Origin of the sequence: Rhizobium hidalgonense, from assembly GCF_005862185.2 — a bacterium.
Classification (GTDB): domain Bacteria; phylum Pseudomonadota; class Alphaproteobacteria; order Rhizobiales; family Rhizobiaceae; genus Rhizobium; species Rhizobium hidalgonense.
This window is the reverse complement of the sequence record NZ_CP054027.1, coordinates 882,287-895,681: the sequence shown is the minus strand read 5'-3', so window position 1 is coordinate 895,681 and position 13,395 is coordinate 882,287. Positions and strand designations below refer to the sequence as shown.

The 13,395-nt window shown below is 58.2% G+C and carries 12 protein-coding genes; 8 read left to right on the top strand and 4 right to left on the bottom strand.

The features are described from left to right. Positions 1–10: 10 nt before the first annotated feature. The 5 genes from FFM81_RS04170 to FFM81_RS04150 all read left to right on the top strand — a co-directional run bounded on the left by FFM81_RS04170 (position 11) and on the right by FFM81_RS04150 (position 6,503). Complete coding sequence (locus tag FFM81_RS04170; RefSeq protein WP_128398139.1) at positions 11–712, top strand: sugar transferase; 702 nt, start codon at positions 11–13, stop codon at positions 710–712. Between the two features lie 211 nt (positions 713–923). After that, on the top strand, positions 924–2,582 hold the full coding sequence (locus FFM81_RS04165; protein ID WP_246401195.1) for a GumC family protein: 1,659 nt from the start codon (positions 924–926) through the stop codon (positions 2,580–2,582). Further along, complete coding sequence (locus FFM81_RS04160) at positions 2,579–3,541, top strand: glycosyltransferase family 2 protein (protein WP_138384895.1); 963 nt, start codon at positions 2,579–2,581, stop codon at positions 3,539–3,541. Before FFM81_RS04165 ends, FFM81_RS04160 begins: the two co-directional genes overlap by 4 nt. A gap of 4 nt (positions 3,542–3,545) precedes the next feature. Beyond that, on the top strand, positions 3,546–4,925 hold the full coding sequence (locus FFM81_RS04155; protein WP_003566121.1) for a polysaccharide biosynthesis/export family protein: 1,380 nt from the start codon (positions 3,546–3,548) through the stop codon (positions 4,923–4,925). Positions 4,926–5,033: 108 nt separating this feature from the next. Continuing rightward, positions 5,034–6,503, top strand: a complete 1,470-nt coding sequence (locus tag FFM81_RS04150) for a hypothetical protein (RefSeq protein ID WP_003566122.1) — start codon at positions 5,034–5,036, stop codon at positions 6,501–6,503. A gap of 188 nt (positions 6,504–6,691) precedes the next feature. On the opposite strand, the gene FFM81_RS33310 is transcribed toward FFM81_RS04150, so the two are convergent. Beyond that, a complete protein-coding gene (locus FFM81_RS33310; protein ID WP_003566123.1) occupies positions 6,692–6,988 on the bottom strand; it encodes a hypothetical protein in 297 nt (98 codons plus the stop codon). Positions 6,989–7,296: 308 nt separating this feature from the next. Here FFM81_RS33310 and FFM81_RS04140 point away from each other — a divergent pair, with 308 nt between their 5' ends. Together FFM81_RS04140 and FFM81_RS04135 are read left to right on the top strand one after the other, a co-directional pair. Then, complete coding sequence (locus FFM81_RS04140) at positions 7,297–8,208, top strand: glycosyltransferase family 8 protein (protein ID WP_003566125.1); 912 nt, start codon at positions 7,297–7,299, stop codon at positions 8,206–8,208. A gap of 121 nt (positions 8,209–8,329) precedes the next feature. After that, positions 8,330–9,352, top strand: a complete 1,023-nt coding sequence (locus FFM81_RS04135; RefSeq protein WP_003566126.1) for a glycosyltransferase family 2 protein — start codon at positions 8,330–8,332, stop codon at positions 9,350–9,352. A gap of 109 nt (positions 9,353–9,461) precedes the next feature. Here FFM81_RS04135 and FFM81_RS04130 read toward each other — a convergent pair whose 3' ends face one another. Beyond that, positions 9,462–10,214 (bottom strand): Crp/Fnr family transcriptional regulator, encoded by a 753-nt coding sequence (locus FFM81_RS04130; protein WP_138384894.1) that lies wholly within the window; start codon positions 10,212–10,214, stop codon positions 9,462–9,464. 450 nt (positions 10,215–10,664) lie between these two features. Here FFM81_RS04130 and FFM81_RS04125 point away from each other — a divergent pair, with 450 nt between their 5' ends. After that, on the top strand, positions 10,665–11,321 hold the full coding sequence (locus FFM81_RS04125) for a sugar transferase (RefSeq protein ID WP_025416933.1): 657 nt from the start codon (positions 10,665–10,667) through the stop codon (positions 11,319–11,321). Positions 11,322–11,448: 127 nt separating this feature from the next. On the opposite strand, the gene FFM81_RS04120 is transcribed toward FFM81_RS04125, so the two are convergent. Both FFM81_RS04120 and FFM81_RS04115 read right to left on the bottom strand, forming a co-directional pair. After that, positions 11,449–11,748 (bottom strand): hypothetical protein, encoded by a 300-nt coding sequence (locus FFM81_RS04120; protein WP_003566132.1) that lies wholly within the window; start codon positions 11,746–11,748, stop codon positions 11,449–11,451. A 446-nt stretch (positions 11,749–12,194) separates the two neighbouring features. Next, positions 12,195–13,304 carry an acyltransferase family protein gene (locus FFM81_RS04115; RefSeq protein WP_128398143.1) on the bottom strand — a complete coding sequence of 370 codons (1,110 nt, stop codon included), beginning with the start codon at positions 13,302–13,304 and terminating at the stop codon, positions 12,195–12,197. Between the last annotated feature and the right edge of the window lie 91 nt (positions 13,305–13,395).

Here is a 13,395-nt window from a genome sequence, read left to right as displayed (position 1 = left end):
GAGACCACCGATGGCATGGCAAGCACATAGTTTCGAGGCATGGTCGCGTGTCGGACAGTCTGCGAAAGACGGCGACCTCCATGCGTCCCAGCCTCGTGCAGCAGGCAGATCGTCCAAGCGCGCCCTCGACATTCTGTTGGCAATCACCGCCCTGATCCTGCTTTCCCCGCTTCTGCTGCTCGTCGCGATGATCGTGAAATTCTCCGACCGCGGTCCGGTTTTCTATTCCCATACGCGCATCGGCTTCGGCGGAGCGCCGTTCGGATGCCTCAAGTTTCGCACGATGAAGACCGATGCGAGCGCTCAACTCGCCGAATTGCTGCAAAACAGTCCCGCTGCGCGCAGCGAATGGGAAGCAACCCGCAAGTTGAAGGATGATCCGAGGATCACGGTCGTCGGCGATATCCTGAGGCGGTCGAGCATCGACGAACTCCCCCAGCTGTTCAATGTTCTTCGTGGCGAGATGAGCCTGGTCGGCCCCCGGCCGATCACCGCCGAGGAATTGCCGCGCTACGGCGAGCATATATGGGCCTACATGGCCGTCCGTCCTGGATTGACCGGTCATTGGCAGACCAGCGGGCGCAACGATGTCAGCTACGAGCACCGGGTGTCCCTCGACGTTCACTACCTCAATAACTGGTCGCTTGGCCGGGACTTCATCATCATTGCCAAGACCATTCCCGCTCTGTTTTCGCAGCGTGGCTCGTACTGAGCATTAAAGGGGAGAGCTGCCGATCGTGGCCGATGTCGGAAGGCACGCTAGTCCCCCGTCCCCTCCAAGCTGCCAGTATCTCGTTACTCCGTAATCTCGCCATTTGGATTAGGACGACATGACCTCAAGCACGATCTTCAGCGGTGTTTCCCCGATATCCCTGCCTGCCTCCGCAGCCACCGGCGGGAACTCACCGCTGACCCTGCGGGACATGCTCTTTTTTCTCAGAATGCGCTGGCTCTGGATCGTGGCTACGATCTTTGCCTTTCTTGCGATGGCCGGCAGCTATCTTCTCACCGCCGAGCCGACTTACGTTGCCAGCACGCAACTTGTGATCTTCCCGCAGGTGAACAGCACCGAAGCTCAAAGAGCCTTCGCGGAAGACGCATTCATAGAAGGGCAGCTGGAGATCGCCAGATCGAGCGATGTCATCGGCGGGACGGTAAGAGCGCTCGATCTTGATAGCGATCCCGACTTTGTCGATTGGAAACCTTCGCTGCTCGACAAGGCAAAGGACTGGCTTCTTTCTGCTCAGACGGACACGCAGGAAGCCGCCGGCGTGGGAACGGGTGAAACGCCAACCAGACCCCGGACCGAGGAGGAACGGCTCCACGACCTGGCAATCGCCACGCTTCAGAACATGATGGACATACGCCGGATCGGGAGTTCGACGATCATCGAGATATCAGCTGCAGCGTCGAGCCCTCAGAAGGCCGTCGCCATCGCCGATACACTCGCCAGGCAATATATTCAGAAGAATATCGCAATGAAGGCCGATGCTTCCCGCCAATACAGCGACTGGCTGGAAAAATTCCTGAGGGAGCAGCAGCGCGGGCTCGCCGATGCCTCTAGCGCCTTGAACACATTCAACAGCAATCCGCGCGACCAGTTCAAGCTTGCGGAGCTGCAGAGCGCGACGGATGCCCGCCGCACCCTTTATGAAAGCACGCTGACCCAGCTTACCGAAGCCAAGCAGCGCATCACCTACCCCGTGTCCGACGCCACGATCGTCTCGCGGGCCACGCTGCCTCTTTCGAAGGCGAGGCCGCGCAGCACGCTCATCACAGCCTTTGCCGCGGCGGTCGGCCTCGGCGTCGGCTTGGCGCTCGCTATGATAAGGCACGCCAGCGACCGCCGGATCGTCCGTCCTCAGCAGATCGCGGATGCCGGCGGAGTGTCCATCGTCACCTTGCTGGCAAGATCGAAGCAGAGCCGGGATGGGGACCCTGCCCGCTTCCTCGCCGACGGCACGAGCAATACGGCAGCCTATCCTGTTATTCCCGGCATGGCGGAATTGAGCGCAACCATCGTCGGTCTTCGGCGCAAACGCCGCGTCGTCATTGGAATCGTCGCCGTCGATCCCGGCAGCGGGGCATCGACCATTGCATGCGAACTGGCGGTGCTGTCGTCGATTTCGGGGGCGGACACGCTGCTGATCGATGCGGCTGCGGAGAAATCCTCACTGAGCAAATCGATCGCGCCCCATAGTTCCACAGGTCTCATCGATGTGCTCGACAACGGCGAACTGATCCAGACGGCGGCGTTACCCCTCACCCCAACCCTGAAATTCCTTCCGCTCGGCAACGTGGAAGCAGTGACGCCGGCCGTTCGTCTAAGCTCCCGTCGCACGCAGCTGAGCTTCGCCGAGCTGAAAAAGGAATTCGACGCCATATTCGTCGATATTTCCGCATTCTCGACCTCCCCCGATGCCAATGCGATCGCGCCGGAGCTGGATGGCGTCCTCGTGGTCACCTCGCATGGGCGCACCTCGATCGACGATACCGTGCGCGTCATCGACACCATGCGCAATGTCGGCGCCGAGATCCTCGGCGTGATCATCAACCATGCACCGAAGAGAATAGAGTCATGATCTCACCTTCGGCAGGAGCAGCAAGACGGGACCGCCCATTGCGAATTGCCCTGGGGATCGCCTCGGCCGGGCGCCCTTCGATATTGCGGGAGACGATCGATTATCTCACCGGCCTGCCGGATCAAGCCGAACGGCTGATCGTCTGCGTGCCCGTCATCGAGGATGCGGCCGGGCTCGCCGGCCGCAGTGACGTGGAAGTCATCGTCGGCAGCCGCGGCCTGACCGTCCAGCGCAACAGGATCATGCAGGCCGCATCAGCCGATGCGGACGTGCTGATCTTTCTCGACGACGACTTCATTCCCGCCGCGACTTTCCTGTCGCGCATGGCGGCCGTCTTTGCAGCAAAGCCGGACGTGGCAATCGCCACCGGCGAGGTACTCGCTGACGGGGTCCTCGACGGGGGCCTCAGCATGACGAAGGCCCTGGAGGTTCTCGAAACGGCAGGCGAAGGCGCCGAGCATGTCGCGGATGTCTACAACGCCTATGGATGCAACATGGCGGTCCGCCTTGCGCCCGTTGTCGAGCACGCCCTGACCTTCGACGAGCAGCTGCCGCTTTACGGCTGGCTCGAGGATGTCGATTTCAGCAGGTCCATCGCCCGCCACGGCCGGTCCGTCTACGTCGAAGGCGCCCGCGGTGTGCATCTCGGCGTCAGATCCGGACGCCAGCCCGGCCGAAGGCTCGGTTATTCACAGATCGCCAATCCTGTCTACCTGATCCGCAAGGGCACGATGTCGAAAGGCCGTGCAATCGCGCAGATCGGCCGCAACATCCTGGCAAATATGTCGGGCGCCGTGCTGAAGGACCGCCTGATCGACCGGTGGGGACGTTTGAACGGCAATGTGCTGGCGCTAGCCGATCTTCTTGTCGGTCGTGCCTCTCCGTCCCGCATTCTCGAACTCGGCACTCCGTCGCCGCGCGAGATGCCTTCACCGTCGATCGCAACGAAACGGAGATAGACCAATGCAGCCTACATCCTTGTTCGATCGCCTCGTTTCCGTGGCACTCGCCTTGCTGGCGTTCGCCTGCCTGACCGGTTGGAGCGTCGCCCATGCGCAAACATTCACCCTCGTGCCGGAAGACAAGGTCAGACTACGCGTCGTCGAATGGCGCTCGTCGGATTCCCGCTATGCCAGCTGGGAGGCTCTCGACGGCGTCTATACCATCGATGATGCCGGCAATCTGTCGATCCCGATCGCTGGCCACCTGCAGGCGAATGGGAAGACGACCGAGCAGCTTGCCGATGCCATTGCCGGCGCGCTGGCCGAAAAATCGGCACTTCCGGGAAAGCCGTATATCGCCCTGGAGATTGCCGAACATGCACCGATTTTCGTGACCGGAACCGTGCAGACCCCCGGCCGCTATCCTTTTGAACCCAACATGACGGTGATGAAGGCCGTCAGCATCGCCGGCGGTTTCCTGCGGGAACGTGAAGACAACACCTATTTCGAGCGCGACCGGATCCAGGCTGCCGGCGCCTACCGGACGGCCGTTCTCAACCGGCGCGATCTGTTGATGCGGCAGGCGCGGCTGCGTGCCGAGATCGCCGGCGAGCAGAGTTTCGAAATCCCCGCCGAACTCTTGGGAACACCCGACGTCGACAAGCTCAAGGCCCAGGAACTGAACCTGATGCGGCTGCGGCGCGTCGACATCGCCAGCCAGATCGAAGCGGCGAACGACCTTACCCGCCTCTATGGGCAGCAGGCCGAGTCACTGGAGGCCAAGATCAGTTCGCAAAAGCGGCAGATCGACCTTGCCCAGAAGGAGCTGGACAATGTCAACAGCCTGGTCAGCAAAGGCTTGGTCAGCAATTCCCGCCAGGTCTCGGTCGACCGCTGGGTTGCGGATGCGCAAGGCACCCTGATCGATCTCGAAGTCGCCCTGACCACGGCTCGCCAGGGCCTCAGCGAAGCCGACCGTTCCAAGATCAACATCGTCAACAGGCAGAACAGCGAAAATCAGGACCTGCTGAACCAGGTTAATCTCGCGATCGGCAGGGCGGCGATCGATATTCAGGTCGCCCAGCTCCTCGGCGAGCAGGCTGGCTACGACGCTCAACTCGCCCAGATCAATACAGATGCGCCGGGTCTCGGCAGGGCACAGAAAAACTACAGGATCGTGCGTCGCAACGACGACGGAACCTCCCGTAGCATCGTGGCGGACGAGCAAACCGCATTGCTGCCGCACGATCTCGTCGAGGTCGGCTTGGACACGAACCTTCAGGCGCCATCTCCGTCGCCGCATACCGTTCCGCAGAAACAGAGTTCGATGGTCCCGTCATCCGATGTGGCCGGAGACAATCGCTCCGCTGCCGGCTGGATTTCCCAGACCGGATCGAATTAGGAGACGGTCGTGATCATCGACGCCTCGCCCATTCCGCCGAAAGGTGGATGCCGCTTTTCCGCCAAAGCGAGGCCTCGGCCGCTCGCTCTCCTGCTCGGGATCTGAAGCATGTCGATAGAGCCGATCGGTTTCATGGTTCTGCTGCTTGGCGTGCTCAGCATGCTGAACGGCGCGCGCTTTGCCATCACCGCGCTATGCCTGTCAACACTGCTCGGAGCAGCAGCGGCTCTGCAGCTGCCGGCGCTCGGCGGCAGCAGCATCCAGCCGAGCCATCTTCTGGTGCTCTTTCTCGTCATGGCCGCCTTGCTGCGCCCGGTTCAGATGCAGGCGACGCTCGCCAGCATCGCCTATCCGGGGCCGGGCTTCTGGTTTGCCTGCTACATCCTGTTTTCCGTGGTGTCGTCCTTCTTCCTGCCCCGTATCTTTGCCGGTGCGACCCTCGTTTACTCCTCCGCGAGAGACCCCTCGGGCATGATGTCGACGGTAGCGGCGCCGCTGGCTCCGGGTTCGTCCAATCTCAGCCAGTCCGTCTATCTGCTCGGCGACCTCGCCTGCTTCGCCGTCGTCGCCGGACTTGCCCGGCTCGGATATGGCCGTTTCATCGCGCAGCAGCTGATCGTCGCGTCGATAGCGTGTTTTGCCTTCGCGCTGATCGACCTCGCAACGTTCCAGATCGGCCAGGTCCAGCTGCTCGATATCATCAGAAATGCGAATTATACGATGCATACGGCCGAGACCATCCACGGCTTCAAGCGCATCGTCGGCCCCTTTCCCGAAGCAAGCGCTTACGGCGCCGTCGCATTGGCTTATTTCGGCTTTACGCTCATGCTTTGGCTGGAGCGCGTCCAAAGCCGTATGGCTGGATTGGCAACGCTTCTGATCGGCCCGACCATCGTGCTCTGCACCTCGACAACCGCCTATGTCGCGGGCGTCTTCGTTCTCTGCATGTTCGTGCTGTTCTGCCTGAAACGACTGATCGGCGGTCCCGCCACGACCGCGCACATGATGTTCCTGGCGATCACACTGTTCTTCATCCCCTGCGCCATCACCGCGCTCAGCCTTGTTCCCGATGCATGGAATTCCATCGCCGGCCTCCTGACCACCACCGTATCGGACAAGCTGCAATCGCAGTCCGGCGAGGAGCGCACCGCCTGGAACACCCTGGCATTGATCGCATTCGTCGATACCGCCACTTTCGGCGCCGGACTGGGCACCGTTCGAGCTTCCAGTTTCATCGCCGCATTGCTGTCCAATGTCGGATTGACCGGCACCGCCCTGTTCGCCGTCTTCGTGTACAGCCTGGTGAGGGCAGTCGGGCGGTATAAATCCGGCGATCGGGAGACCCACGCGATCGGAACCGCCGCCGTGATGGCATCCATCGCACAGATCGGCTCCGCAGCAATATCGGGCAGCGGCACGGATCTCGGCTTGCTGTTCAGCACCTCGGCGGGGCTGGCCGCGGGCTGCCTGGCCGGAGCTTATGTGCCGCGGCATCGGGCGGCCTCATCGCCCGCGAGGCGGCACCCCTTGGAGGCATCGGCATCTCCTGTGAGAGCGCCGATGTTTTCAACGCAATGACGCCCGCTCGGAACTTTCGTAATGGCGCCGAATGGCCGCCGGGCGCCGCCGGACACGGGCGAACGCGGGTGTGCGGCCGCTCGGCCGCACCGCATCCGCCAGGGATTGTCCGTGAAATCAGGCTGCCGGTCGAAAATGATCCCAAACCGCGATCCGGCGAAGGATATGCGGCAGCTTGCGTCTCAATGTCAGCCCTTCTGACGCTCGCTGGCGGCAGAGACACTGTCTGCAGAATTGCTCGCCCGCAGTCTGGCATTGCGCCGCAGGAGACCCGACAGGAATACACTCGTCAGATAGCCGATCTCCATCAGCACGAGGATCGCGATACCGGATCCGATCGCCGCAACCGCGGAAGACCCGTCCACAAAAACCACGCCGCCGAAGCCGATTGCCACAATGAATGCAAAGATTGCGAAAGCCCAGGCGCGGATGCAAGCACCGGCAGCTATCGAAACCACGGCGGCGATAAGCGCGGTGATCAGCATCCAAATACCTCTTCTCGCTGCAACCCGACATGCACCCCGGTAGCCATCGTCGTGCCGGGGAAGAAGATCTCGAAACGCCGCCTTGTCGCATGCAGGGCATTCTTCATGGTGAATATCTCGACAATGAAACACACGAAAACCGCCGGCAGCCGGACGCCGATCAGCCAACGACCGAGACTGCATCTCGGCAATATATACCCGACTGGGCTCTCATATGACAGGCCCCTCGGCTCAATCAACAACGGTTCCCTCGACTTGGAAAGCGACAGCGATTCATTCCTGTTGTGGGCGATCGGAAAGGTGAGGACATGAACAATCAGTGCGTCGTCTACGTCACCGATGTCGAATATTCATTTCCGACTATTCTCTCGGCGCTTCAGGCTCGCAAATTCGCAAGCCCGGCGACCGATGTCTGTGTTCTCATGTCGGAACGTCTCGATAATTTCGAAGAACTGAAAGCTCTGCTCGCAACGAGCGGGGTCGACTTGATCGACGCGACCGAAGCGCTGCAGGATTCGCTCGGCAAGCTCGACGGATCGCATTTCCAGGGACGCATCAGCGTCAGCACGATGGCCAAGCTGGTTCTTTGCGAGATCCTGCCTGCCAACTATAGCCAGATCATCTACCTTGACGGGGATACGCAGATCGTCAGCGATCTCGGCAGGCTCGAAAGTGCCTTTGTGCCCGAGGGCAGATTTTTCGCGGCGCGCGATTACACGGCGATCCATGACTTCCTCGACACCGGAAAGAACAGCCATTATTTCAACGCGGGGGTTTTGAAATTCCACCGCAACGGCTGGATCGGACAGGAGGCGCTCGAGCTTTTTGCTAGAAATCCCGAGGCCTGCGAGGGCAAACATGATCAGGGCGCATTAAATTATGTCTGCGGGTCATCGCTCATCCTCGTATCGAACCGCTGGAATTTTCCCAAACAGTTCCTTCACCTGGTGAACATGTCCTCCTTGTCGATCGTCCATTATATGGCGCATCCGAAGCCCTGGCATGGCACCTTCTTTCCCTGGACGGACAGGGAAAGCCAAGTCTATGTCGACCTGCGCAAAGCACATCCGATTTACAACTCGCTGTATCGCGGAATAAGCCTCGATCGTAAGGTCCTCTATAAGTACCGGTCGATGCGGGCGCGCATCAAACACGCAATCGAAACGGACGGACCCAGTCCGCGGGTTCAGAGCCTGCTGGTTGGCGATTACGCCGTGTGACGCATGTGGTCCGCCTGAGGATGAATATCCGCGTGACTGATCTCGGCATCGCGGTCGACCCTTGGATTGCAGGCGGAAGCGCAACTATTCATTCCAGGCTGGATAATGTTCAGGACAGAATATGAGTTATAGGGCCTCCGCCGCCAGTATCTCGCATTACGCAAAAGCTCGCCTGCGCCGCTCGCTCAAGGCTCGGCAGCTTCGCTACGACCTGCTGCGCAACGGGCTCAAGCAGGCGCGTCACGTTGTCATCTGCGTCATCCGCGACGAGGGGCACCGGCTGGCATTCTTCCTGCAGTATTATCGCGATCTCGGCTTCGAGCACTTCATTTGCATCGACAACGGCTCGACCGATGGCACGGCCGAGTTGCTATCCGGCTTCGACGATGTCTCCGTTCTTTCCGCCCACGGATCCTACAAGGCGGCGAGATTCGGAAACGACTGGATCAACGAAATCATCAACCGGCACTGCCAGGAGAAATGGGTTCTCTACGTCGACGCCGACGAGTTCCTGGTCTATCCGCATTGCGACACACGGCCGATCGATCAACTGACCGCCTATATCGATGCCACCGGCGGTCATTCGCTGCGCTCTGTCATGATCGACATGTACAGCCGGCATCCCGTTGTCGAAAACATATGCGAACCCGGCCGCAATCCGCTTGAGGTCTGCAATCTCTTCGACCGCTCCGGCTATGTCGCGCATTTCGACGAACGCAACGGGACGATATGGATCAAGGGCGGCGTTCGCGGGCGGGTCTATTTCCGCGACCGGCTCTGGGACGGTCCCGCGCTCAACAAGATACCTCTCGTCTATATCGACGGCGAACGTCTTTTTCTCAAATCATCACACCAGGTCTGGCCGCTCTCCCTGAATTTGGGCGACATGCGCGGAGCCCTCGGCGTATCGGGCGCCCTTCTGCATTTCAAATTCCTGTCGACCTTCGTGCACAAGGTTGCCGATGCGGCGCACCGGTCCCAACATACGGAGGAGTATGCGGTCTATTCGTCGAGCAAGGATAAGGATGACTTCGTCTACGACGATACGGGCACCTACAGAAGCTGGAAGGATCTCTCCGATCACGGGCTCATCCAGGGTGAAGGCTGGAAATACTGGAGGAATGCTTCGGAGAGCGAAGTCTAGTTTATCTCATCCTGAAGCGTGCGGCGGTTGCGGGAAAACATAAAACCCACCAGTGGCGGGTTTTATTGAGGTTTTCGCTGCCGCATTCTTTCGTCGAGGCGCCCGCCCCTCAAGCGATGGACGCTTCACCCTCGGCATAAGCTTCCAGCGCCTTCCGATTAAGAATGCGAATTTTACCCTGCGTGCCGTCGACCACTTTGCTCTCGCGCAAACGCCGCAGGCACTGATTGACCTTTTCGCGCGACGCCGGCAGCGTCGCCGCCAGGTCGTGTTGGGAGATGATCAGCTCATCGCCGCTATGTTGTCCGTCCACTTTGAACAAGGCAGAAAGGCGCAGCAGCGTCCGGGCCAATCTCTGCCTCAGGCTCGATCCGGCGCTGGAAATGATCCGCAGTTCGAGTTCGGAAACACGCGCCAGCGCCTTCGACAGGATCTTCACCTGAAATTGCGGATCGTTCGCACACAAGTCCCGCAGCAAACGACCATCGAAGTAATGCAGTTCGCAGTCCGATGAGGCCCGATATTCCAAGCTGAGGGACTGCTTGCGCAGCACCTCCAATTCGCCGATCAAGCCGCCTTTTGGAATAATCTCCACGATGAACTCTCGTCCATCTGCAAGCGGCGTGCTTGCGTTCACCATCCCACGATGCACGCGGGCGAACATATCGATGAGGACACCAGCGCTAGCAATCACTTCACCACGGCGAAATTTTCGAACACTCGTGCGGCTAAACGGGAACTCGTGATCCAAATTCGCCCCGCCGTCGTAAACAATAGCTGCAGGCCGGCAAGTAACCGCTTCGCCTTTTCGAGCGGCGTCGCCCCTAGTCCTGTCGTCTCTGATATTAATCGCCCCGTCCATACACGCAGCTCCACGCAGACTAATTGACTTATTTTTAGCTGAGGCATTCGTAATATGTTAAATTATAAAGTCAAATAATAATAAAGTAAAAATATCGTTCTGAAACTATACATAATTATGACGAATCCTCACATTTATATATCATAAAATTCATATTGGATTCTGTTGAATTCACACAATTGAGCCGACGGAATGTTTTTATACAAATTTATGACAAATGTAGCCCCAGAGAAAATCCAACAGGCAAAAGCATAACATTGTTGCCGCAAATATATATTGATAACATCTCAGATAAGTAAAAAATTACGCACAACAATTAAAGTTATTCTCGAAAATTTCTTCAAAAAATAAAGAATTTATTGGCGAATGTGACCTCGGTCACAGACTTCACACTTACATTCAAACAAGCTTTGGACTGTGATTTCCGGAATTCGCTCTACGGAGACGCGGATGGCGGGAAAAAATCATGGCATCAACCCAACCGAACCTTGGCGGGATGTCGCCGGGGCGCGACAGGAAAGACGTCCATTGAATTCGTCACAATCCCATGCGATCAGCAGAATTCTGAAGCGCCTATTGGACATCATCATTGCGGCAAGTTTTTTACTGCTTTTATCGCCGTTCCTTCTTTCGGTCGCCGTCATTATCGCGCTAGGTAGTTGGGGGCCAATTTTCAATTCCCAGCGTCGGATCGGTTACAACGGCAAGGAGTTTGGCTGCCTCCAATTCCGGACGACAAGAGCCGACGCAACCGCCAATGTGCATGTCACCGTCGTCGGCGATATCGTCAGGCGATCGAGCCTCGACGAGCTTCCCCAATTGATCAACGTGTTGCTCGGCCAAATGAGCCTCGTCGGCCCCCGCGCCATTAGCAAAGAAGAACTGCCCCGTTACGGTGAACATGCCTCTGCCTATATGGCCGTCCGTCCCGGGCTGACCGGTTATTGGCGAACCGCCGGGCACGCCGACCTCCGCTACCAGAACAGGGTTTCGGTCGACGTCGAGTATTTGTCCAAATGGACACTCGCCTTGGATTTCGCAATCATGGCAAAAACACTCTCCGCCCTGCTTTCCCGGCATGCCTTGCTGCCCGGGCAGGACTCCTAGAGCATTTTCCTTGCGCCTTGCTGGACGCGAAATCCCGCTCACACGTTTGCTGGAATTGCTCATAACGTTCTGACGCAAGCAGAATGAGATATACGCGCCAAGCGATCCTGCGGCCTCGGCAATGGCTCTATCCGTGGGGATGCTTGCCGGTCACAGGCGAGCGCTCGGCAATGGCGTCCTTTTTCCGGCGCTTTTGAATGTGCCCCCACAACGAGAAAGCAAAAAGGCCCGCCAGATAGCATATTTCCATCAATACAAGCACTTCGAGGCCAGAAGCAAGCGCTTCCGTCGAAGAGGAGCCTTTCAGCACACTCACGGCGCCCAAGGCCGTGACCAGCAGAAATGCAAAGAACGCAAAAGCCCAGGCGCGAATGGTCGCTCCGGCGGCGATGGAGATGGCGATCACGATGAGCGTGCTCTTCAGCATTATTCTGCTCCTCTCTTCACCTCCTTCAAGCCACCGCCAGCCCTCAACGACATGACAAAACCCAAAGTCGAAAGAAGTTCGATAAAAGTATTTTATCTATTATCGTTAAAATATTGCTAATACTTCGCCAGCAAGTCGACGAAACCGCGCGGTTGAATATCCGACTATTCATCCAGCGCGAACACTCCATCACCAAAGGCCAAGCAATTCGCGGCAATCACCACCGGAAAGATTGAGGTGTGGGAGGCTTATACAGGAGCCGGGAATGTAGCTGCGGTGTCCCCCCGAACCGAACATCCGCTCGTTATTCCTGAAAAGTGAGGCCGGGCATAGGTTTACGGTTCATCGGGCAGCAACTAGCCACGCCGCAACGAAATAGGGCTCACCGCCATGGCGATCCCTGCTGACCTCAGGCGATGGAGTTGCCGGCCTCGAGATCGACAAGCCTATTTCGAGACTGCGGCGGCCAATTGCCGTTTTGCGCCGCGTTGGAGGCTGAGGTTTTCAAGCCAGGTCACTTGTTTCCTCAATTTCAACGCCGGCTTTTCGATGAATCTCCACGAGAAGGCGGCAAAGCAGGTCGCAACGATGCTGCAGACAATACCGTTCAACCACCAGTTATGCGCCCAGGGCCCGAGCGCTACGAACGCCTGTTGAATGGGATAGCCGTAAAGGAAGACGCCGTAGGAATAGTCGGCCCCACTGAGAATGCCAAGTTTGCGGGGCGAGGTCAGGCCGAGGAAGACCGTGACATATCCCGTTGCCGGAATGGCAATGAAATCTCCAAAGGACGTGAACCAGTAGGCCCATAATATCATTGCCACCGAAGCAAGGAAAATTCTCATATCCCAGAGGACCTTGTCCTTGTAGAGATAAAAGGTCACCCCCACGAGAAACGCACAGATGAGCAGATTGCCCGACGCAGTCGTGGGCATCGTGGCCCAATCGCTCTCATGTTTCCAATACCTTGCGATACCGAAGCCGATGATCAAAGCCGGCGTTGCAATAAGGGCGATCACCCGCCGCCTGACCACGCCGAGCAGAAACAGGGCGGCGATCGCGGCATAGCACTCAAGCTCGAAGGGCACCGTCCAGAGCTGCCCGTTGACCATCGCGGCGTCGGGATTGTCCTGGAATACACCGGGGAGATTGAAGTGGATGTGGCCTGTGACATTCAGCAAATAGGTAAAGAACTGAGGATCGGTGAAATAGTCACGCAGGTCATACTCTGTATAGATCGCTCCGAGTATAAAGGCAGCCAGCAATACCTCCACCGCAAGAGCAGGGTAGATCCGAATAAATCGGTTACCGAGAAAGGAGATCAATGTCTTCGACCGTTCAAGACTGCCAGCCACCAGGAATCCGCTCAAGACGAAGAACATCGGCAGCACTGATTTCATGACAGGACGGAAAGATGACTCCCAAAGAAACAGGTCGTCGCCGTAGGTGACGCGGGCCGTATGTATCCAAAGCACTGAAAAGGCTAACAGTAATCGCATATAATCGAATCCTGTCGGTCGCCCCTTCGCTAGATCAAGCTTTTCGCCGAGAAACATCTGTGGCCCTTTCAGAAGTATTGACTCGATTTGGGTTGGCAAGCTGTCGCCGCCGGGCGGCGGCGGCATCTTTGCCGGGCCGCGGCCGCGT